At 63.4% G+C, this 21459-nt stretch carries 21 protein-coding genes; 10 read left to right on the plus strand and 11 right to left on the minus strand.

Features of this window, described 5'->3' with window-relative positions; translation table 11 throughout:
* The first annotated feature begins 3 nt into the window (after window positions 1-3).
* Genes FFI89_RS08410 through FFI89_RS08420 form a run of 3 tightly spaced genes read left to right on the plus strand, consistent with a single transcriptional unit; the run spans window position 4 to window position 2374 of the window.
* Window positions 4-1155, plus strand: coding sequence for an alpha-D-ribose 1-methylphosphonate 5-triphosphate diphosphatase (locus FFI89_RS08410; protein ID WP_138834612.1), 1152 nt, complete (start codon window positions 4-6; stop codon window positions 1153-1155).
* Window positions 1152-1766, plus strand: coding sequence for a phosphonate metabolism protein/1,5-bisphosphokinase (PRPP-forming) PhnN (phnN, locus tag FFI89_RS08415; protein WP_138834615.1), 615 nt, complete (start codon window positions 1152-1154; stop codon window positions 1764-1766). Before FFI89_RS08410 ends, phnN begins: the two co-directional genes overlap by 4 nt.
* Window positions 1763-2374 (plus strand): pyridoxamine 5'-phosphate oxidase family protein, encoded by a 612-nt coding sequence (locus FFI89_RS08420; RefSeq protein ID WP_138834617.1) that lies wholly within the window; start codon window positions 1763-1765, stop codon window positions 2372-2374. The genes phnN and FFI89_RS08420 overlap by 4 nt, the downstream gene beginning before the upstream one ends.
* 17 nt (window positions 2375-2391) lie before the next feature.
* Here the strand turns inward: FFI89_RS08420 and FFI89_RS08425 are convergent, their stop codons facing one another.
* Entirely contained in the window at window positions 2392-3270 is an 879-nt protein-coding gene (locus FFI89_RS08425; RefSeq protein WP_138834619.1) for a DMT family transporter, read from the minus strand.
* Between the two features lie 221 nt (window positions 3271-3491).
* A complete protein-coding gene (locus FFI89_RS08430) occupies window positions 3492-3716 on the minus strand; it encodes a hypothetical protein (protein WP_138834621.1) in 225 nt (74 codons plus the stop codon).
* A 424-nt stretch (window positions 3717-4140) separates the two neighbouring features.
* On the opposite strand from FFI89_RS08430, the gene FFI89_RS08435 reads away from it, so the two are divergent.
* A complete protein-coding gene (locus FFI89_RS08435; protein ID WP_138834623.1) occupies window positions 4141-4701 on the plus strand; it encodes a response regulator in 561 nt (186 codons plus the stop codon).
* A 46-nt stretch (window positions 4702-4747) separates the two neighbouring features.
* Here FFI89_RS08435 and FFI89_RS08440 read toward each other — a convergent pair whose 3' ends face one another.
* The 3 genes from FFI89_RS08440 to FFI89_RS08450 are packed head-to-tail and all read right to left on the minus strand — an operon-like array spanning window position 4748 to window position 7097.
* Entirely contained in the window at window positions 4748-5548 is an 801-nt protein-coding gene (locus tag FFI89_RS08440; RefSeq protein ID WP_138834625.1) for an SDR family NAD(P)-dependent oxidoreductase, read from the minus strand.
* A gap of 1 nt (window position 5549) precedes the next feature.
* A complete protein-coding gene (locus FFI89_RS08445; protein ID WP_138834627.1) occupies window positions 5550-6104 on the minus strand; it encodes a carboxymuconolactone decarboxylase family protein in 555 nt (184 codons plus the stop codon).
* A gap of 48 nt (window positions 6105-6152) precedes the next feature.
* Window positions 6153-7097, minus strand: coding sequence for a MaoC family dehydratase (locus tag FFI89_RS08450; protein WP_138834629.1), 945 nt, complete (start codon window positions 7095-7097; stop codon window positions 6153-6155).
* A 198-nt stretch (window positions 7098-7295) separates the two neighbouring features.
* Here FFI89_RS08450 and FFI89_RS08455 point away from each other — a divergent pair, with 198 nt between their 5' ends.
* The 3 genes from FFI89_RS08455 (at window position 7296) to FFI89_RS08465 (ending at window position 13092) form a co-directional block, all read left to right on the plus strand.
* Window positions 7296-10769 (plus strand): indolepyruvate ferredoxin oxidoreductase family protein, encoded by a 3474-nt coding sequence (locus tag FFI89_RS08455; RefSeq protein WP_138834631.1) that lies wholly within the window; start codon window positions 7296-7298, stop codon window positions 10767-10769.
* 146 nt (window positions 10770-10915) lie between these two features.
* Complete coding sequence (locus FFI89_RS08460; protein ID WP_138834633.1) at window positions 10916-11344, plus strand: hypothetical protein; 429 nt, start codon at window positions 10916-10918, stop codon at window positions 11342-11344.
* A 164-nt stretch (window positions 11345-11508) separates the two neighbouring features.
* Window positions 11509-13092: an alkaline phosphatase gene (locus FFI89_RS08465; RefSeq protein WP_138834635.1), complete on the plus strand. Its 1584-nt coding sequence runs from the start codon at window positions 11509-11511 to the stop codon at window positions 13090-13092.
* A gap of 2 nt (window positions 13093-13094) precedes the next feature.
* Here the strand turns inward: FFI89_RS08465 and FFI89_RS35150 are convergent, their stop codons facing one another.
* Window positions 13095-13223, minus strand: coding sequence for a hypothetical protein (locus FFI89_RS35150; RefSeq protein WP_256379173.1), 129 nt, complete (start codon window positions 13221-13223; stop codon window positions 13095-13097).
* 138 nt (window positions 13224-13361) lie between these two features.
* On the opposite strand from FFI89_RS35150, the gene FFI89_RS08470 reads away from it, so the two are divergent.
* Window positions 13362-14180: an aldo/keto reductase gene (locus tag FFI89_RS08470; RefSeq protein WP_138834637.1), complete on the plus strand. Its 819-nt coding sequence runs from the start codon at window positions 13362-13364 to the stop codon at window positions 14178-14180.
* A 100-nt stretch (window positions 14181-14280) separates the two neighbouring features.
* Window positions 14281-15450 carry an acetyl-CoA C-acyltransferase gene (locus FFI89_RS08475; protein WP_138834639.1) on the plus strand — a complete coding sequence of 390 codons (1170 nt, stop codon included), beginning with the start codon at window positions 14281-14283 and terminating at the stop codon, window positions 15448-15450.
* A 99-nt stretch (window positions 15451-15549) separates the two neighbouring features.
* On the opposite strand, the gene FFI89_RS08480 is transcribed toward FFI89_RS08475, so the two are convergent.
* Complete coding sequence (locus tag FFI89_RS08480) at window positions 15550-15768, minus strand: hypothetical protein (protein WP_138834641.1); 219 nt, start codon at window positions 15766-15768, stop codon at window positions 15550-15552.
* A 129-nt stretch (window positions 15769-15897) separates the two neighbouring features.
* Window positions 15898-17166, minus strand: a complete 1269-nt coding sequence (locus FFI89_RS08485; RefSeq protein WP_138834643.1) for a serine hydrolase — start codon at window positions 17164-17166, stop codon at window positions 15898-15900.
* Window positions 17167-17357: 191 nt separating this feature from the next.
* Here FFI89_RS08485 and FFI89_RS08490 point away from each other — a divergent pair, with 191 nt between their 5' ends.
* Window positions 17358-18638: an amidohydrolase family protein gene (locus FFI89_RS08490; protein ID WP_138834645.1), complete on the plus strand. Its 1281-nt coding sequence runs from the start codon at window positions 17358-17360 to the stop codon at window positions 18636-18638.
* A 4-nt stretch (window positions 18639-18642) separates the two neighbouring features.
* Here FFI89_RS08490 and FFI89_RS08495 read toward each other — a convergent pair whose 3' ends face one another.
* The 3 genes from FFI89_RS08495 to FFI89_RS08505 form a co-directional block, all read right to left on the minus strand.
* Window positions 18643-19521, minus strand: a complete 879-nt coding sequence (locus FFI89_RS08495) for a DMT family transporter (protein ID WP_138834647.1) — start codon at window positions 19519-19521, stop codon at window positions 18643-18645.
* Window positions 19522-19579: 58 nt separating this feature from the next.
* Window positions 19580-20818: a PLP-dependent aminotransferase family protein gene (locus tag FFI89_RS08500; RefSeq protein ID WP_138834649.1), complete on the minus strand. Its 1239-nt coding sequence runs from the start codon at window positions 20816-20818 to the stop codon at window positions 19580-19582.
* A gap of 86 nt (window positions 20819-20904) precedes the next feature.
* Window positions 20905-21447: a DUF3124 domain-containing protein gene (locus FFI89_RS08505; protein ID WP_138834650.1), complete on the minus strand. Its 543-nt coding sequence runs from the start codon at window positions 21445-21447 to the stop codon at window positions 20905-20907.
* Window positions 21448-21459 lie beyond the last annotated feature (12 nt).

Raw genomic sequence — 21459 nt, forward strand, 5'->3', positions numbered from 1 at the left:
GAAATGACCTCGACGGAAACCATTGTTGGCAACGCCCGCGTCGTGCTGGCCGATCGCGTGATCGCGCGCGGCTGGGTCGCCATGTCAGATGGCCGCATCGCCGAATTCGGCGAGGGCGATGCGCCCGAAGGCAGCGAGGATGCCGGTGGCGACCTGATCATGCCCGGCCTGATCGAGCTGCACACCGACCATCTTGAAATGCACTACGTACCGCGCCCAAAGGTGTTCTGGGATCCGATCGCCGCGGTGGTCTCCTATGACGGCCAGTTGGCGACATCGGGCATCACCACCGTGCTGGATTCGCTGCGGGTCTGGCGCGAGGACGGCGCCGAGGAGGTTGACGGCAGGGCAGGCATTCTGGCGGAAGCGATCACCACGGCGCGCGACGGCAATTTGTTGCGCGCCGATCATTTCCTGCACCTGCGCTGCGAGATTCCGATGCCCAGCGTGGTCGAGGAGGCCATGGAGCTGATCGACCGCCCGGACATCCGGCTGATGTCGTTGATGGACCACACGCCGGGACAACGCCAGTTCCGTGACGAAGGCAAACTGCGCGATTATTACCGCGGCAAGGGCGCCGGGATGACCGATGCCGAACTCGACGCACTGTTCGAAAAGCGCTTCGCCTACCAGAAGACCTACGCCGCGACCAACATGCGCGAGATCGTGGCGCTGGCCCACAAATACGAGATCCCGCTCGCCAGCCACGACGATACCACGGAGGAAAACGTCGCCGACGCCATTCAGGACCGTGTTTCGGTGGCGGAGTTTCCGACCACGATGGAGGCCGCGCGCGGCCTGCACCAGGCTGGGATCGGCATTCTGATGGGCGCGCCGAACGTCGTGCGCGGCGGCTCGCATTCCGGTAATATCGCCGCGGTCGATCTCGCCCGCGAGGGACTGTTGGACATCCTGTCATCCGACTACATCCCGTCGAGCCTCCTGATGGCCGCGCTGCAATTGCCGCGGCGCGTTCCGGCGATCGATCTTGCGTCCGCCGTCCGCACCGTCACCAAGACGCCGGCCGAAGCGGTGGGGTTAGCCGATCGCGGCGAGATCGCTGCCGGCAAGCGCGCCGACTTGATCCGCGTGCATATCGCGCGCGATATTCCAGTGGTGCGCAGCGTCTGGCGGGAAGGGCAGCGGGTCGCATGACGGAGACACTGACCATCTCGACAGGACAGTCCGGCCTGATTGGGCCTGGGCGGCTCGTTCTCGTCGTTGGGCCGAGCGGCGCCGGCAAGGATACGCTGCTGGGTCTGGCAAAGGCGGCCTGCGCAGACGATCCCCATATCGTGTTTCCGCGTCGTGTGATCACGCGGCAGGCTTCGACCTCCGAGGACAATGAGGAGGTGAGCCCCGGTACCTTCCAGGAAGCGTTGAGCCGTGGCGACTTCGCGATGCATTGGGAAGCCCATGGCCATTGCTACGCGTTGTCGCGTGCGATCGATGACGACATCCGTGCCGGGCGTACCGTGGTTGCCAACGTCTCGCGCACCGTGATCGCTGCGATGCGCCGCGCCTATGCCGACGTCATGGTGGTTCTGGTGACGGCGCCGCCGAACGTGCTGGCGGAACGTATCGCGCTGCGGGCTCGCGGCAGCGACGGCAGGCTCGAACAGCGGCTCAATCGCACGGTCGAGGATGCCTCGGCCGCGCCCGATGTCACCATCGTCAATGTCTCCAGCGCCGAATATCACGCGCGCTGGTTCGTGCGGATCGTCAAGGGCGAGAAGTGGGCTGAACAGGAGGAAATCCGGAAATGACAGTAGTTGCGACCATCGAGCAGCTCGAGGCCATCTATGGCTTTCCCAACGATGCCTCGACCGTCAAGGTCGCCGATCGCGTCACGCCGGCCTATCGCGAACTGATGGACAAGTCGCCGTTCGCGGCGCTGGCGACCTGCGGGCCGGAAGGGCTCGATTGTTCGCCGCGCGGCGATCTGCCGGGCTTCGTTCGCGTTCACGACGACAAGACGCTGATGATGCCGGATCGCCGCGGCAACAACCGCTGCGATTCCCTGCGCAACATCGTACGCGATCCGCGCGTGGCGCTGCTGTTTCTGATTCCCGGTTCCGGCAGCACGCTGCGGGTCAACGGCCGCGCTTACGTATCGGCCGAGCCGCAACTGTTGCAGTCATTCAAGATGGACGGCAAGGCGCCGCGCACCGTCATCGTCATGACGGTGGAAGAAATCTATTTTCAATGTGCGCGCGCCATCGTGCGCTCCGATCTCTGGAATCCGGACAAGCGGGTCGATCCCAGGACCTTGCCGACGCCGGGGCAAATCCTGGCCGAGATGAGCGACAACACGGTCGGCGGCGAAAAATACGACCGCGAATGGCCGGAGCGGGCGCGGCAGACGATGTGGTGAGCGGCGACCTGGTCAGGTCATGCGGAAGCCGAACCCAGCAGAACGACCCCTGCGATCAGGATGAGGCATCCGACCAGCCGCCATCCTGTCACCCGTTCGCCGAGAATCAGCATCCCGAACATCGCGCCGACCATCATCGACATTTCGCGGGCGGGCGCCACGAGGCTGAGCGGGGCTCCCATCTCGATGGCGCTGAGCACGAGAATGTAGGACAGCGGTGAGAGCGCGCCGACCCCGAACGCCAGCAGCCAGTAACCCTTCATGATCTGTCTTGCACGGGCCCAGTTCGACATCACGACTGGCGCGAGAATGAAGACGCGCAACAGGTTGGTGACCCAGTCCAGCACAACGGGGTGAATGCCAAGCAGCTTGACGCCGTAGCCGTCGACGACGGTGTAGCCCGCGATCAGCGAGCCGGTGGCGGCGCCCCAACGCACGCCGTCCAGCCCTCGTGGCTTCCGGAATGCGGAAAGATTGCCTTGTGTCGAAATGAAGCCGATCCCGACAACGACGGCGAGCAGGCCGAGGATGCCCTGGGTCGAGGGTGTTTCCCGGAGCAAAATGAACGCCCCGATCGACGACAGCATCGGTCCGGTGCCGCGCGCAATCGGATAAACCACCGAAAGATCCGCGACCTGGTAGCCGCGCTGCAGACACAGGCTATAGGCCAGATGAATGATGGCGCTGAGGACGAGGCAGCCGGCGACGGGCCAGTTCCACGTCACCTGGCCGTAGACAAGAAGCCAGATCATCCACGGCAGGTAGACGACGCAAGCTACAGTGTTATAGGCGAAGACGAATGTCGGACCCGCCGAGGCGGCGCGTTTGGCAAGCAGGTTCCAGGTCGCATGGATGAATGCAGCAAGGACGACGAGCGTGAGCGGGAGCAATGACATGAGACCTCCGTGCCATCAGGCGCGAACAAGATCTCGACATCTCCTCCTCTGGGCTTTTGTCCCTCGGGTGCAGCCGCGTGCTATCGCGGTTTTCGCAACGCTCGGACCGGCGATGGCCTTGAGCCATCCGGAACCCTAGTTGCCACTCAGTCGATTGAGAGAGGGTATTCTTTGGATTCGGGCCACGGTCAACCCGAAATCTCGCCGGTCCAGTCCGCCAATTACGCGGCGAGATCCAGCAGCAGCCGCGACGAGCCCCTTACCAGCACCTTGCGGCCTGTCTGGGTGATGACCGGTGCATCGCCGTTCATGGCAACGAGGCCCAGCGCCATCAGGCTGTCGATGGTGTAGCGGCTGATTTGCGGCAGCCGCGATGCCGCGGTGCGAAACGCTTTCAGCGCCTCCCACTGGCCGGGCGAGAGATCGTAGTCGAATTCGTCTTGCATGATAATCTCAACTCCCAATTCTTGGGTCGTCTCATAGCGGGCGCACGTGAATTTCGTGCGACCACAACGAGTCAGGATTTCGACTGATGGTGACGTGCTGTCACATCATCGTGTCATTGGAATCGATCGATTGTTTCGAATCACGCAAGGCAGCCGGACCAATAACGCTGGCGCAGATTGCGTGAGCAGGGGCGTCAAAAAATCGCCCCGATTGCGGCAACCCTTATGGTCTGGTTCTTAACAAAGCGTAAATTTGCAGCACCGTAACAACGCGGTCTGCCGGCGCCGGACCTGTTCCGCGCACGGGTTCTGCGAAGTCATGCTGCACAGTTGCTTAAAGCGGTCGGCCAAGTCCGCACAAAAGACTTCACGGCGCTCACACGATTGCTATGCGAGGTTCGCTCCAGAAATTGGGAGAACCTTGATGGCCATCGATCCGAGATCAACCAGAACCGAGCTCGATAGCGGCGTCGACATGCGTCGCTCGCTGCGACTGCTCATCGTCGACGACGATGTTGTGCAGCAGGAATTATTGAAGCGGGCGGCTGGCCGTTCCAAGTTCGAGATAATCGTCGCAGGCTCGTGCGGCGAGGCGATCCGCCATCTGGAAACCGATAGCTTCGACTGCGTGATCCTCGACCTCGAACTCGCCGATGGCGACGGTGTCGAAGTCTGCCGTGCCATGGTGCGCACGGGCTATTCCGGCGCGCTGGTCATCATCAGCGGCACCGATGCGCGCCGCCGCTCGGCCGCCCGCATATATGCCAGGTCGCTGGGGATCGAAGCGCAGGGCTTGCCAAAACCGGTTGATCTCGCCTCGCTCCGGGTTTGCCTTGCCAACCTCGGTAAGGATATCCAGGGCTTGCCCGCGATCCACGACTGGGGCGGCGCCTTTGTCGGCCGCACCAAGGAAGCCCATCGCAGCGACGCTCGAGCCGTTTCCGTTCCGATGGAATCGGAACGGGGCTCTAGATTTTTGATTTGACGCGTTTTCTTGACGCGAACCGGTTTCCACTTCGCTGGAAAACGCTCTATCCCCGCCGCACGCTCGCGCCGCCGTCAACAGGCAGCGTCACGCCCGTAATGAAGCTGGCTTCGTCGGACGCCAGAAACAGCGCGGCGTTGGCGACGTCCCAGCCGGTGCCCATTTTCTGGCGCAGCGGCACCTTGCTGTCGCGTTCGGCCTCGACTTCGGCGCGGCTCTTCTTGAATTCGCGGGCGCGGGTATCGACCGCCATCGGCGTATTCATCAGGCCGGGCAGAATGACGTTGGCGCGAATGCCGTATTGCGCATTCTGATAGGCGAGCTGCTCGGTGAAGGCGATCATCGCCGACTTTGTCGCCTTGTAGGCGACGTAGGGATAGGTCGTGATGGCGGCCATCGACGAGATGTTGATGATGGCGCCGCTCTTCTGCTGGCGCATGATCGGGATCACGTGCTTGGCGGCGAGGATACAGCTTTTCAGGTTGATCGCCACGCAGCGGTCGAACGCCTCCTCGGTGATATCCAGCAGTTCGGCGTCGCCGCCGGACAGGCCGACGCCGACATTATTATGCAGCACGTCGATGCGACCCCAGCGGCCATGGGCATCGGCCACCATGGCCTTGAGGTCGGCATTTTTGGTGACGTCGGCCTGGAACGCCGCTGCGGTGCCGCCTTTGGCGGCGATGAGATCCACCGTCTCCTGGGCGGAGGCGAGGTTGTGATCGACGCACAGCACTTTGGCGCCTTCGCGCGCGAAGGTCAGCGCGGTGGCGCGACCGTTGCCGATGCCCTCACCGGGGCTTTGGCCGGCGCCGACGACGATGGCGACACGATCTTTCAGACGCATTTCAGTTCACTCCCGGGATCGGGTACTGTTGCAGTACCTCTTTGTAATAGGGTTCGTTGTCCATCTTCATCGTCGCGAGCACGCGGACGACGGCGCAATAGAACGCGATGGTGAGCACGAGATCGGTCATGTGCTCGTCCGACAGTTCCTTCTTGATCTCGGCAAAGGTCGCATCCGACATCGCGAGTTCGCGCGCCATCTCGCGGGCGCCGCGCAAAACGGCCTTTGCCAGGGGTTCGAGCTTTGAGGGCTTGCCCTCGGTCTCGGCCATCATGGCCTTGATATCGTCGTCGGTGACGCCGAATTCCTTGCCGATCTTCACGTGATGGGTGAACTCATATTCGGACTTTTCCATCCAGCCGACCTGGAGGATGGCAAGTTCACGCAGGCGCGGGTCGAGCTTGCTCTTGAAGCGGATGTAGCCGCCGATGCCGTTGAAGGCCCGCGCCATGTCGGGCGAATTGACCAACAGCTTGTGCAGATTGGTATTGCGCTTGAGCATATCGCGATATTCGGGGGCGACCTGGTCGGCTTCGAGATAGGGCAGGCGGGCCATTTGTTGTTGTCCTTGTTTTTTGGCTCTGTCGAAGTCGAATGGGCAGCGCTAGCCGTAGAGCGCTTTGTGCTCGCGTTCGTAGTTGGCGTAGGAATCCTTGATGCTCGCCAGATTGAGCAGCATGGTTGCGACCGGCTTTTCGTCGGCCGCGAACACGGTCGTTCTCACCCACATGCTTTCGGTGCGGCGGCTGCCGCTCACGGCCACGACTTCACGCTCGGTGGTGTAGGTCTCGCCGGGGAATAGCGGGCCGCGCAGCAGGCGGATTTCCTGATCCGCGAACAACCCAACGGCCGGTCCGCGGACCGGCAGGCGGTCCTCGCGGGCGCGGTATTGAAACAGCACGCTCAGCATCTCGAAGGGGATGATGACCCGCCCCCACGGATTGAGTTCCTGCGCGTAATACGCCGAGGGTTCGGTGATGACCCTGAGCTTTTCGGCCAGTGAAAACGGATAGAGATCGCCCATGTTCTGGTCGAAATCCATTTTCACGGTTTGCCGGCCGGTCTTCATGCCGACCTTGAGGTCGGCGAGAATGACGGGGTCGGCGAGCGGCTTCAGTTCACCGAGCCGCTTCGCGAGCGCGGTTTCCGTTCCGTCGCCGCCGACCGACGCGGTGCCGCGCAAGATCTCGGTGCCGTCGCGCTTGGTCATGCCGATCGCGCAGGTGGTCTGGCCCGGCTCTGGCTTTTCGATATTGGCCTGGACTTCCTCTCCCTCGAAGGCCGGGTTCCGGTAGTGCGCGGACAGGCACCCGGTCTCGAACCAGGCCGGCCCCCAGATCCGTTCGCACAACGGCGCAAACTGGCTGAAATGAGTCGGTCCCTCGATGGTCCCGCCCTGAAAACCGAGCTTTTGCGCGGTCGCATCGTCGTGGATCGATGCGTGAGAGTCATAGACCTGCGCATGGAGCATCTGCGCCGGCCGCCGCCACGGCCCGGTGAGCACATTGCCGCTCTCCAGTATCTCGATCGTGAACGCTGCTTCCGTCATCGCCGGCTTCTCCCTTTACCGTCAGCGTTTCAAAGAAGCGGGGTTTCGGCAAGGGCCGATGAAACGTCCACAGCCGGCCGAGATATGTCCTGCGGCCATGGATTCACGCTGGGCACGCATAGCAAATTAGGTACATTCTAAAGTCAACGAGACCGGTTCGAGTGACCGGCGAGAGCACAGCGCGGCGGGGAACTAATCATGGCATTGATGGAAGTTGGGCTGGACGACAAGTATCGTCTGGATGCGAAGCGAATTTTCCTTTCGGGTACGCAGGCGCTGGTCCGGTTACCGATGCTGCAGCGCGAACGCGACCGCGCGCAGGGCCTCAATACCGCGGGCTTTATCTCCGGTTATCGCGGTTCGCCGCTCGGCATGTACGATCACGCGCTATGGCGCGCCAAGAGCTTCCTCAAGCAGCATGACATCGAATTCGCGCCAGGCCTCAACGAGGATCTGGCGGCGACCGCGGTGTGGGGCAGCCAGCAGGTCGGCATGTTTCCCGGCGCCAAGGTCGATGGCGTGTTCGGGATCTGGTACGGCAAGGGCCCCGGCGTCGACCGTTCGATGGACGCGCTCAAGCATGCGAACTCCGCCGGCACGTCGCCCAACGGCGGCGTGATCGCGCTGGCCGGCGACGACCATGGTTGCCAGTCCTCGACGCTGGCGCACCAGAGCGAACAGGTGTTCGCCGCGGCGCTGATGCCGGTCGTCAATCCTGCCACGCTGCAGGACTATCTCGATCTCGGCATTCTCGGCTTTGCGCTGTCGCGCTATTCCAGTTGCTGGGTCGGCTTCAAGGCGATCTCGGAGACGGTCGAAAGTTCGGCCTCGATCGTCAGCGATCCCGATCGCATCAAGATCATCATGCCCACCGATTTCGAGATGCCGCCGGGTGGGCTCGGCATCCGCTGGCCGGACGCGCCGCTGGAGCAGGAGCGCAGGCTGCACGGCCCGAAGATGGACGCAGTCGCAGCCTTTACCCGCGTCAATCGTTTCGACCGCATCGTGCTGGACTCCAGGCCGGCGCGGCTCGGCATCATGGCGACCGGCAAGGCCTATCTCGATCTGCGGCAGGCGCTGGCCGATCTCGGCATTACCGACAGCGAAGCGCAGGCGCTGGGACTTCGCATCTACAAGGTGGCGCTGACCTGGCCGCTGGAGCAGGCCGGCGCCCGCGCCTTCGCCGAGGGCCTGCAGGACGTGCTGGTGGTCGAGGAGAAGCGCGGTTTCATCGAGGACCAGCTGCTTCGCATTCTCTACAACGTCGATGCCTCGAAGCGGCCCTCGGTGGTCGGCAAGCGCGACGAGACCGGCGCAACGTTATTGCCGAGCGAAGGCGAACTGACGCCGACCATCATCGCCGCCGCCGTCGTGGCGCGCCTGCGCAAGCTCGGCCACCGCAGCCCCGTGCTGGAGCAGCGTCTGGCAAAGCTCGAGGCCTTCGACCGGCCGGCCGAGGGTATTGCCGCGGCGAAGCTGCAGCGAACGCCGTATTTCTGTTCGGGCTGCCCGCACAACACCTCGACCAAGGTGCCCGAAGGCAGCCGCGCGATGGCCGGCATCGGCTGTCACGGCATGGCGCTCTCGATCCCGAGCCGCCGCACTCAGACCATCTCGCATATGGGCGCGGAAGGCGTGGCGTGGATCGGGCAGGCGCCGTTCACCAGCGAACAACACGTGTTCCAGAATTTGGGCGACGGCACCTACACCCATTCGGGCCTGCTGGCACTGCGCGCCGCGGCGGCGTCAGGCGTCAACATCACCTACAAGATTCTCTACAACGATGCGGTGGCGATGACCGGCGGCCAGCCCGCCGAAGGCGGCCTGACAGTGTCGCAGATCGCGCATCAGGTATCGGCGGAGGGGGCCAAGCGACTCGCGATCGTCTCCGACGATCCCGACAAATATCCGCCGAATTATTTCCCCGCCGGCGCCACCATCCATCACCGCCGCGATCTCGACGCGGTGCAGAAGGAACTGCGCGAGGTCAAGGGCCTCACGGTATTGATCTACGATCAGACCTGCGCCGCCGAAAAGCGCCGCCGCCGCAAGCGCGGGCTCTATCCCGATCCGCAAAAGCGGGTGTTCATCAACGAGCGCGTCTGCGAGGGCTGCGGCGACTGTTCGCAAGCCTCCAACTGCGTTTCGGTGCAGCCGCTGGAGACCGAACTCGGCCGCAAGCGCCGGATCGACCAGTCGAACTGCAACAAGGACTTTTCCTGCATCGAGGGATTTTGCCCGAGCTTCGTCACCGTGCATGGCGGCAAGCTGCGCAAAGCCGACCGCACGGCTGCCGATCCGTCGGCGCTGTTCGCCGACCTGCCGCTGCCGACGCCGCTTGCGCTGGACGGGGCGTTCAACATCCTTGTTACCGGTATCGGTGGCACCGGCGTCATCACCATCGGCGCGCTGCTCGGCATGGCCGCCCATGTCGACGGCAAGGCGTGCTCGACGCTCGACTTTACCGGCCTGTCGCAGAAGAACGGCGCGGTCATGAGCCATGTCCGGATCGCGCCGTCGCCGGACGATCTCGCCAACGTCCGGATCGGGCCCGGCAGCGCCAACCTCATTCTCGGCTGCGACATCGTCGTCGCCACCTCGGTCCCGGCGCTGAGCCGGGCCGAGCGCGGCGTGACGCGTGCAGTGGTCAATGCCGATCTGATGCCGACCGCGAGCTTCGTGATCGATCCGGATATCGATTTCCAGGCCGGCGCGATGCGCGACTCGCTCAACGAGGCCGTCAGTGCCAGCGATCTCGACGTTCTCGATGCGACGGGCCTCGCCACCGCGCTGATGGGCGACAGCATCGCCACCAACGCCTTCATGCTCGGTTTTGCGTTTCAGCGCGGGGCGATCCCGCTGTCGCTGGAGGCGATCATGAAGGCGATCGATCTCAATGGTGCTGCGATCGACATGAACAAGCTGGCGTTCTCGTGGGGACGTCTGGCTGCGCACGATCTGCAGCGCGTGATCACCGCGGCGCGTTTCAAGAACTCGGGTGCGGCGCCGGTGAAGCGCACGCTCGACGAAAGCATCGCATTCCGCGCCGAGTTCCTCACCGACTACCAGAACGAGGCCTATTCGAAGCGTTATTTCGGCGAAGTAGAACGCGTTCGCGCCGCCGAGGCCAAGGCCGCACCGGGATCGCAGGAATTGACGGAAGCGTTCGCAAAAGGCCTGTTCAAGCTGATGGCCTACAAGGACGAATACGAAGTCGCGCGGCTTTATACCGATGGCGAGTTTGCGAAGGCGCTGAAGGAGCAGTTCGACGGCGACGCCAGCGTTAAGGTCAGCCTCGCGCCGCCGATGTTCGCCCAGCGCGACAAGGCGACCGGGCACTTGCGCAAGCGGGAATTCGGACCGTGGGTGTTCAAGGCGTTCGGTTTGCTGTCGCGGATGAAGTCGCTGCGCGGCACCGCGTTCGATCCGTTCGGCTATACCAGCGAGCGCAGGATGGAACGCGCGCTGCCGGGCGAATATTCGGCGATGATCTTCCGCCATCTCGATGCGGGCAAGCCGCTCGATCTGCCGCGGCTGGTGACACTGGCGAAGTCGGCTGACCTCGTGCGCGGCTACGGCCACATCAAGGAAGCCAACGTCGCGAAATACCGCGCTGAGTGTAAGCGTCTCGAAAGCGCGATCGGGCAGCCCGTCGCCCAAGCCGCCGAGTAGGCGAACCGGAACCGGCCGCGGGCATTTTCGCGGCCGGGATCATTGCACGGTAACCTTGCCGGCAGGAACGGCTGGCATTGCCGTGCCGGGCTTCCTACAGAATGTCAGTAGTTCGATTTTTTTTTACTGATTTCAGGAGGCCATGAATGGTCCTGAAAAGTGCCTTTGCGGCAGTACTTTGTACCGGGTTCCTGGTAGTGGGCGGCTTGGCGATGGCGGACGAGTATCGTCCGGGCGAGTTCCTCGGGCTCGATCTTTCCAGGGCCGTGCTTTCGCCGAAGCGGCTCGGACCGGAAACCGAGTTCGCCCCGGTTCCGATCGAAGCCAAGTCCGATCGCGCGCAGGCCGATACGGATGCTTCCGTTTGGCCCAGGCTTCCGCCGCGGAACATTCACGTCGCCAAAACCAAAGTCGTCAAGCCTCAGATCGCCAGGAGCAGCGCGGTGCCGCCGCGCGGCGCCGCCCGCACCAAGCTGGTGCATCGCCACGGCAACCCGCTCGATGCGCAAGCCATGGACACCCGCGTCCAGATATGGCCGTGCAAATCGGGCGGCATCTGCAACTGGCAGCGATAAAGCCGTGACTTCGTATGGTGGGTTAGGCGAAGCCGTAACCCACCATACCTACGGCTAACCCATCCTGCAGTCCTCAGTTTACGTCATCCACCTGTCGCAAAACCTTCGGCGGAGAGTCAAATTCAACGGGCACACCTTTGTCGTGATTCGACGAGGGTGGCCCGATGCCGATTGCGATACGCGCCAAGCATGCTTTGAACCGGCGTCAGTTGCTGGTCAGGTCCACCGCCACGATCGCGGCCGCCGGCCTCGGCAGCCTCGCCAAGCCCTATGTGAGCCGCGCCGCGGATCGTCCTTTGATCGCCTGCGGGATTCAGTCCGGCGACGTTTCGGCGGATTCCGCGGTGATCTGGGCGCGTGCCGACCGGCCGGCCCGGATGCGGGTGGAATGCTCCACCGTCGAGAGCTTCAGCAACATCATTGGCACGGCTTCATCGGATGCGTTGCCGGACAGCGACTTCACCTCGAAAGTTCTGCTCGACGGCCTGCCCGCGGGGCAGGATGTCTTTTACCGCGTCCGCTTCGACGACATCGCAAGCGGCCTCGCCGGAGAAACCCAGGTCGGGCATTTCCGCACCGCGCCTGCGGAACATCGTTCGGTGTCATTCGTCTGGTCGGGCGACGCAGCGGGCCAGGGCTGGGGCATCGATCCCGCGCGCGGGGGATTTCGGACCTACCGGACCATGCGCGACAACCGGCCCGACTTCTTCATTCATTCCGGCGATCATATCTACGCCGATTGCCCGATCCCCTCCGAGCTGAAGCTGCCGAACGGCGAGATCTGGCGCAACATCGTGACGGAAGAAAAATCCGTCGCCGCGCGCAGCCTGGCGCAGTTTCGCGGCAACTACAAATACAACTGGCTCGATGAAAACTTCCGCACCTTCCACGCCGAAGTCCCGATGTTCGCGCAATGGGACGATCATGAGGTGACCAACGACTGGGCGCCGCTGGGCAGCTACGACGAGAGCGGCTTTGCCGACGACGGCGTCCCGAAACTGGTGTCGCGGGCGCGGCGCGCATTTCACGAATTCATGCCGATGCCGGTGACACCCGGCGACAACGGCCGCGTCTATCGCCGGATCGGGCACGGCCCGCTGCTCGACGTCTTCATGATCGACATGCGCAGTTACCGCGACAACACCTGGAACAAGCGCGACGACAACAGCGACACCTTCATCCTCGGGCCTGCGCAGCTGGCGTGGCTGAAGCGCGAACTGGTCGCCTCCAACGCGACCTGGAAGGTGATCGCCGCCGACATGTCGATCGGCCTGATCAGCGAGGATGCCGTCGCGCTCGGCGATGGTCCGCCGCAACGCCGCGAGCACGAGATCGCCGATCTGCTGTCGTTCATGAAACGCGCCGGCATCCGCAACACGGTGTGGCTGACCGCCGACATGCATTACACCGCCGCGCATCACTACGACCCGAACCGCGCCGCCTGTCAGGATTTCGAACCGTTCTGGGAATTCGTCTCGGGCCCGCTGCATGCGGGCACCTGGGCGCCCGGCGATCTCGACAACACCTTTGGGCCCAAGGCGATGTTTCAGAAGGGCTGCAGCGGAGAGCAGGGCGAAAATCTCGCACCTTGCTTCGGGCTGCAGTTTTTCGGCCACGTCGCGATCGACGGCAAAACCGAAGTCATGACGGTGACCCTGAAGGACGTCGACAACCGCGATCTATGGTCGGTCGATATCGAGCCCCGTCCAGACGCGCGGCCCGGTCAGATCATGGCGCAGCATATCTGAGCTCAGGGCGTCACCAGGAAGTAGCCGCCGACCACGAGCAGGGTCGAAAGGGCAAGGATCACGCCGAGTACGGCGGCGATGATCGCCGGCAGTTCATGGGTTTCCAGCCACTGTCGCAACGCCCTCGCCATCGCCGTCCTGACCTGATCTTGAGTTGCCCCGCGCCATGCGGGCAGGCTATTCCATAGCCGTCCCTTCCCTGCAATGAAATACCCGTCCACGCGGCCTTTGCCACGGATGCGGTGCTTTAGCCCTTTTCAGGAGTCACCATGGATCATCTAACCACAGAGGGCATCAGCCTGCCCAAGCTCGGGCTCGGCACCTTCCGCATGCAGGGCGATGCCTGCCGTGCGGCGGTCGAGAGCGCGCTTGATCTGGGCTACCGGCACCTCGACACCGCGGAAATGTATGCCAACGAGGAAGCCATTGGCGCCGCGCTGGCCGCTTCAAGCGTTGCCCGCAAGGACCTGCATGTCACCACCAAGGTCTGGAACGAGAATCTGGCGCCGGACGCGATCCGCCGGGCGTTCGATGCTTCCCTGAAGAAGCTCGGGCTCGACCATGTCGATCTCTATCTGGTGCATTGGCCGGCGCGGAACATGAACCTGCCGGCGATGTTTGAAACACTGATGAAGCTGAAGGAGGAAGGCCGCACCCGCGCCATCGGCGTCGCCAATTTCAACATAGCCCTGCTCAAGACCGTGGTCGACGAGATCAAGGCGCCCGTCGCCTGCAACCAGGTCGAATACCATGTGATGCTGGACCAGACGCCGCTCCGGCAATTCCTCACTGCGAAATCGATCCCGCTGGTGGCCTATTGTCCGCTGGCGCAGGGCCGGGTGGCCTCCGACGAGGCGCTGGCTGCGATCGGGCGCAAGCACAATGCCAGCGCGGCTCAGGTGGCGCTGAAATGGCTGCTCGACCAGGACGGCGTCGCCGCGATCCCCAAGGCTTCGCGTGTCGAAAGCCAGCAAGCCAACCTCGACGCGCTGAAGGTGCAGCTCGATGACGCCGACCGGGCGGTCATCGCGGCCTTGCCGAAGGACAAGCGTTGTGTAAATCCCGGCTTCGCGCCGGCTTGGGATTGATGCCGATTCCCGCCTTTTCCGTCCGCCGGAATTGAAGGTTTTTGCTACACACCGACTGTGGTCCAGTCCATACTGGGCCGCATCCAAGGGAGGTCTAAAAATGCGTGAAGCTGTTATCGTTTCCTATGCTCGTACCGGGCTGGCAAAGTCCGGCCGCGGCGGGTTCAATATTACCCCTCCGATGTCGATGGCGGCCCACGCCGTCAAGCACGCCGTCGAGCGCGCCGGCGTCGCCAAGGACTATGTCGAAGACTGCTATCTCGGCAATTGCGCGCATGGCGCGCCGAATATCGGCCGTCAGGCCGCGCTCTTGGCTGGCATGCCAAAGTCGACGGCCGGCGTTTCCGTGAACCGGTTCTGTTCGTCGGGCCTGCAGACCATCGCGATGGCCGCCAACTCGATCCGCTCGGACGGTGCCGATTGCATCGTGGCCGGTGGCGTCGAAAGCATCTCGATCCCCGGCGGCGGTTCGCCCAAGGAATCGATCGACCCGGACCTGCTCAAGGCCGCGCCCGATATCTTCATGGCGATGATCGACACCGCCGATATCGTCGCCGAGCGCTACAAGCTCAGCCGTGAATACCAGGACGAGTACTCGCTGGAATCGCAGCGCCGCATGGCGGCGGCCCAGCAGGCCAACAAGTTCAAGGACGAAATCGTCCCGATGAAGACCAAGATGAAGGTGGTCGACAAGGCGACGAAGGCGGAAAGCATCGTCGACTACGTCGTCGATCGCGACGAGTGCAACCGTCCGGAGACGACCCTGGAAGGCCTTGCCAAGCTCGAGCCGGTCAGGGGTGCTGGCAAATACATCACCGCCGGCAATGCCAGCCAGTTGTCGGATGGCGCGGCAGCGGTGGTTCTGATGGAAGCCAAGGATGCCGAAAAGCGCGGCCTCAATCCGATGGGCCGTTTCGTCGCCTGGGCGGCGGCGGGCTGCGAGCCGGACGAGATGGGCATCGGTCCGGTGTTCGCCGTGCCGAAGCTGTTGAAGCGCCACGGCCTGAAGATCGACGATATCGATATCTGGGAGCTCAACGAAGCGTTCGCCAGCCAGTGCCTCTATTCGCGCGACAAGCTCGGCATCGATCCCGAGAAGTACAACGTCAATGGCGGCTCGATCGCGATCGGCCATCCCTTCGGCATGACCGGTGCGCGTTGTACCGGCCACCTGCTGCAGGAAGGCCGCCGCCGCAAGGCCAAATGGGGCGTCGTCACCATGTGCATCGGTGGCGGTCAGGGCGGCGCGGGCCTGTTCGAAATCTACTGAAATCTTCCGAACGGCTCGCTATCGATACCAAGTAGACAAAGAACACGAACAAAGAAAATGGCTCCGCGAGGAGCCATTTTCCGTTCAACACGACAGAGATCAGTAGTAGCGATGCTTCTTGATCACAACGACGCGGTCATTGTGGTGCCAGCCGCGATGCCAGCCACGATCGTGCTCACGGAATTCGGCGCGGGCGCCGTAGCCGTGATGCCAACCATGATCGCCACGCTTGACCACAACGGATTCAGCGCTTGCAATCGACGGTGCCGCGATGACGATGGCGCCAAGCGCAGCTAACACATATCCAAGCTTCTTCATGTCTGTCCTCCTCAATTGAATCGAGGATGTAACAGCGCGGCGATGCGATCGTTCCTGTGGAACCCGCGCAGATTTCTGAACGTCTGTTCAGTCTGGGTTAACGCGCGCGTGACGCGCGCGTTTTCAACGTCAGTCCATGATCGCCTGATACACCAGCGCGTTGATCTTCTGTCGGTAGTGCCAGCGGATCGGGCCGGGTGCGGCGGAGAGATAGACCACGGCGAGCTCTTCCTTGGGATCGACCCACCAGTCGGTGCCGCTGGCGCCGGGCCAGGAGAATTGTCCGACCGAGCCCATCATCCTGATCACGCCGGGCGTGGTGCGCACCGCGAGGCCGAGACCGAAGCCGTAATCGGCGCGGGTCGGATCGGCATTGCCGACGAGATTTTTGATGTTCGGACCCAACTGGTCGGAAAGCATATAGGCGACGGTCCGGGGCCCGAGCAGGCGGGTTTCGCCGGAGCGCCCGCCGTTCATCAGCATCATCGCAAAGCGCAGATAGTCCGACGCGGTGGAAGCAGCGCAGCCGCCGCCGCATTCGAATTTGAGCGGCTGGGTCAGTTCGGGGCTGCGCGCCTGCGGCTTGCCGGTGTCGGGATCAGCCGGCAGCGGCTTGGCGTAGCGGGCGGCCTTCTCCGCCGAAACCGAGAAACCGGTATCGGTCATCCCCAATGGCGCGAACAGGTTGGCCTGCAGATATTGCCCGAGCGTCTGGCCGCTGATCTTTTCAATGGTTTGTCCGAGCACATCGAGACCGAAGCCGTAGTCCCACACGGTCGCGGGCTGATAGAGCAGCGGCAGCGAGGCGAGCTTGTCCATGAAGGCCGCGCCATCATAGTTGCGCGCCGCATCGCCGCTGCCGGCCGGATACATCTTGTGCACCGGCGTGTTGCCGCGTCCGCCGTAGATCAATCCGGAGGTATGCCGCATCAGGTCCTGGATCGTGATCGGGCGTTCGGCCGCGACGGAGCCTGAGAGCCCGTCGCCGTCGAGCACCGCGACGCGCATATTGGCGAATTTCGGAAAATACTTGCTGAGCGGATCGTTGATCAGGAGCTTGCCCTGTTCGTACAGCATCAGGCCGCCGACCGCCGTCATCGGCTTGGTCATCGAGGCGATGTTGAAGATGGTGTCGGTGGTCATCGGGAGATTGGCGGCCTTGTCGCGCCAGCCATAGGCGTCGAACGCGACGAGCTTGCCGCGGCGCGCGATGGCGATGACGGCGCCGGGCGTTCGACCCGCCGCGATATCGGCTTTCAGGGTTTCGCCGATCCGCGCCAACCGTTCGCTGGACAGGCCGACGTCCTCGGGTTTGGCGCGGGGCAGGGGATCGTCGGCGAACGCGGCGGTAGATGCGAGCAGGCCAAACGCAAGCGCGACAACTCTCATTGAAACCATGGACGCCTCCCGTCGGGCTCTTCGGCCCTTGATCTGATCGCCAAAGCCTAGGGCAACAGGCTCCGGCAGGCCAGCGGCGAGGGCATTCATTTTTGCGTGGGCTCGCCGTGGGTCGATGCGCATCGCCTTGCGCAACGCCGGTCACCGGCGCATCATCGCGCCATAAAAAGCCTACCAGGGGGAGCGTTGCCATGACCGGGTTTTCACGTCGTGACTTTCTGAGCCTGAGTGGATCGGCGGCGGTGGCCGCGATGGCAGGCCCCGCCAATGCTGCGATGGGACCGAACGACAAGTTCGACCTCGTGATCAAGGGCGGCGACGTGCTCGACCCCAGCCAGTCGCTGCGGGGAAAACGCGATATCGGCATTCGCTGGGGCGTGATCGAAGCGATCGAGAACGAGATTCCGGCCGCCCGCATTTCGAAGAGCATCGATGCCACGGGCAAGCTGGTGACGCCGGGACTGATCGACTTGCACTGCCATGTCTATCCCTACGGTTCGGCGATCGGCATTCCTGCCGACGAGCTGGTGCAGTTTCAGGGTACCACCACGGTGGTGTCGGCGGGCGACGCCGGCGTCAACAATCTCGCCGCGCTGCGCCGCTACATCGTGGCGCAATCGCGGGCGCGGATTTACGCCTTCGTCCACATCGCCAACAACGGATTGTCGGCGTTCCCGGTTGCCGAGCTCTACAACATCGACAATGCCCAGGTCGAAGCCTGCGCCATGGCGCTCGCCGAAAATCCGGACTTCCTGATCGGCGTCAAGGTGCGGATGTCGGAGAACGTGATCTTCAAGCACGGCCTCGAGCCGCTGAAGCGCGGCATCCAGGCCTGCGAGATGTGCGGCTGGCCGGCCAAGATGATGGTGCATATCGGCGGCGTCGAGACCAAGGAATTGATGTCGCAGATCCTCGATCTGTTGCGGCCCGGCGATGTGCTGACCCATGCCTATTCCGGTTTTCCCAACAATGCCGGTGTGTTCACCAACATCGTGCAGGACGGCAAGCTGTTGCCGGCGGCGCTCGCCGCCAAGCAGCGCGGCGTCATTTTCGACGTCGGCCATGGCGGCGGCAGTTTTGACTTCACGGTGGCGGAAGTGGCGATCCCCGGCGGCTGCACGCCTGACACGATCTCGTCCGACATCCACGTCTTCTCCGGCAATTCGCCCGGCGTGCCCTACCTGCCGAATGTGATGAGCAAATTCATGACGCTGGGCTTTTCGCTGGAGCAGGTGGTGACAATGGCGACCACGGCGCCAGCGAAGATCATCAACCGCGCGCCGAAAATCGGCACGCTGCAGGTCGGTGCCCCCGGCGATGTTGCGATCATGGATCTGGTGGAAGGGCCGGTTTCGTTCGTCGATACCCGCAACAACAAGCGCGACGGCAAGGCTCTATTGAAGCCGGTACAGACCGTGATCAACGGCGTTCCGTTTGGCCGGCCCTATCAGTCGCCGTTCGCGGTGCGGTAACGGCTCAGGCCGGTTGTTTCTGCTCGCGTTGATCGCCGACGATGTCGGCGATGACGGCGCCCATCACCAGTGCGCCACCGATAAGTGCACGGGAGGATGGCGCCTCCTGGAACGCCAGCCATACCCAGAACGGCATCAGCGGCGTCTCCAGCGTGGCGATCAAAGCGGCCTGGCTGGAGGGCAGCAGCCGCGAGCCGAGCATGTACAGAGAGAGGCCCAGCGCGACCTGGAAGAACCCGAACATCGCAAAAATAAACAGGTCGTGCGCGGTGACCCCCGGGATGCCCTGAGCAAAGGGAATGCTGACGACGCTGCCGAGGATATTCGACAGCGCCGCGGCGGCGACCATCGATGTGTTCCGGTGCTGGCGGACAATGACCGTCATTGCGGCAATCGCCACCGTCATGATGCAGGCCAGCGCGAGGCCAACAATGTCGGAGCCTGGGCGCGCGCCGCCGACGATGATCGCGATACCGCACAACGCCACGATGCTCGCCAGCGTAGTCCGCAGCCGCGGAACTTCGCGTAGCCAGACCCAGGCGAGCGCGGCCGTGACGAACGGTCCGGTTGCGATGATGATCGCGACATTGGATACGCTTGTCAGTTGCAGGGATGGGATGAAGCACACCATGCCCACCGTCGACAGCGCCGCGACCAGCCAGCCGGTCCTGTCCATCTGCGTGAAATCCCGCAGGCCATTCCAGCCCTGCAGCAGCACCAGAATGGCCGCGATCATGGCGGCGCCGAACAGGCCCCGCCAGAACAGGATGGTCCAGGAGTCGAACGGCAGCAGCCGCGTGAAAAACGGCGCGGTGCTCCACGCCACGGCAGCCGCGACGACCAGGGCGATCCCCGTGCGATGCTGCGATTGCGGCCCGGTCATTCCACTAATCCTGTTGATTGCCCGGGTCTGCTACCGCTGAAACCGCCTGAGGCTATGGCTACGCGCGCTTCTCCACATTGGCGCTGCGCGCCGGCACGCCGAACTCCCTACGGCAGACCTCGGCAAGCACGGCAACGCCCTCGCGGATCTGTTCGTGCGAGGGACTGGCGAAGCACAGCCGCAGCCGGCTGCCGGAATAGGCCTTGTCGGTCGACCATTCCGGCCCAGGATTGATGGCGACGCCGGCGGCCAGCGCCGCCTGATACAGTTTCAGCGTATCGACATTGTCGGGCAGTTTGACCCACAGGAAGATGCCGCCCTTGGGGTCCTCGAATTCCGCTGCGGTCCCGAACTGTTCGTTGAGCGCCTCCATCAGCGTGTCGAGCTTGGCGCGCAGGCCGCGCGTCAGCTTCGGCACATGGGTGGCGAAATGCGGTGCGCAATATTCCGCCAGCACCATCTGCTCCAGCGCGCCGGAGCCGGCGTCGGTCTTCAGCGCCAGCATCCGCGACATCATCGCCCAGGGCGCGACGATGAAGCCGACGCGGAGCGCTGGCGCGATCGATTTGGAAAACGAGCCGATGTGAATGACGCTGTCATTCTGGCTCATGGCATAGATCGCGGGCGGCCGCTCGCCGGTCCAGACCAGATCGGCGTAGCAATCGTCCTCGAAGATTGGCACGCCGTATTGCTGCGACAGTTTCAGCATCTCCGCGCGCCGCTTCTCCGGCATGATGGTGCCGGTCGGGTTCTGCACGGTCGGAATGGTGTAGATATATTTCGGCGTGATGCCGCGGGCCTTGTGGTCGGCCAGAACAGCCGCCAGCGCGTCCATCCGCATCCCGTCGTCGTCGAGGGGAATGCCGACCGCCTTGACGCCAAGCCGCGTCAGCCGGTTGATGGCGCCCTGATAGCTCTCCTGTTCGATCAGCACGGTGTCGCCGCGCGCCAGCAAGGTCTGATTGACGAGGTCGAGCGCCTGCAGCGAGCCCGACACGATCATGATGTCGTCGGCGGCACAGCTAATGCCGGCGTCGCGCTTGAGTTTCGTCGTGAGGAATTCGCGCAGCGGACGATAGCCCTGCGGGCCACTCGCCAGACCGTAGGTCGCCAGCGTCTTGCCCTCGCGGCGGAGCACGGCATTGACCGCATCGATCAGGCCCTCGACCGGCACCTGGTCGGGATCGTTGTTGCCGCCGACGAAGCTGTATTTGGCAAGGCCCGTCCACCGCGCCGCCGGTGCCGGCAATCCGGCTGGCAACAGGGCTGCAAAATCGAAAGGTGCCGCGGTCGACATGGATGTTCACTCCCGTTTGTTTTTCGTTGAGAAGGCTGGTTGCTCCGGCCTTCCGGCTCGTATTCGTTCAAGTTCGTTTTTGCAGGCTAGTTCTTGCCGATCACCTTGATCGGGCGCCCCTGGCTGATGAAGGCATAATGCCCGGGGCCAACGCTGCCAACCATCAGCGCCTCGACCGCGGGTTCGGCGATCTCGCTGGTGGCCGCCCAGTCGACCACGAAATTGGCCCCGGTGCCGCCGCGCACGTCGGTCGCGGCGACGAAGACCTCGATGGTCGAGAACGGTTTTAGCGCGACCGGCGTCTTGAGGTAGCTCTCCACCATTTTCCCGGACGTGTCGAAATAGGCCACTCGCTTCAGCACCAGCGGCCTGGTCTCCGAGGCGTTGTGAACGCAGAGCGTCACCGAAAAATCCGCCCGCAGCTTGCCCGCGCTCATCGAGACGCTGGAATAGACCGGTACATAAAATGCCCCGGAAACGGTGAGAGTTTCCGCCGGCATGGCGGTGAGGGAACCGGCGAAATTCTGCTCGATGCTTCCCGCGGTCTGGGCTTCGGCGTCAGCGCCGTGCAGGATCGACAGGACGGCCAGAATGGTGAGAAAAGAGCCCGCTGCGCGGATGTGACACATTGCTCGTATGAT

Source organism: Bradyrhizobium sp. KBS0727, assembly GCF_005937885.2.
Lineage (GTDB): Bacteria > Pseudomonadota > Alphaproteobacteria > Rhizobiales > Xanthobacteraceae > Bradyrhizobium.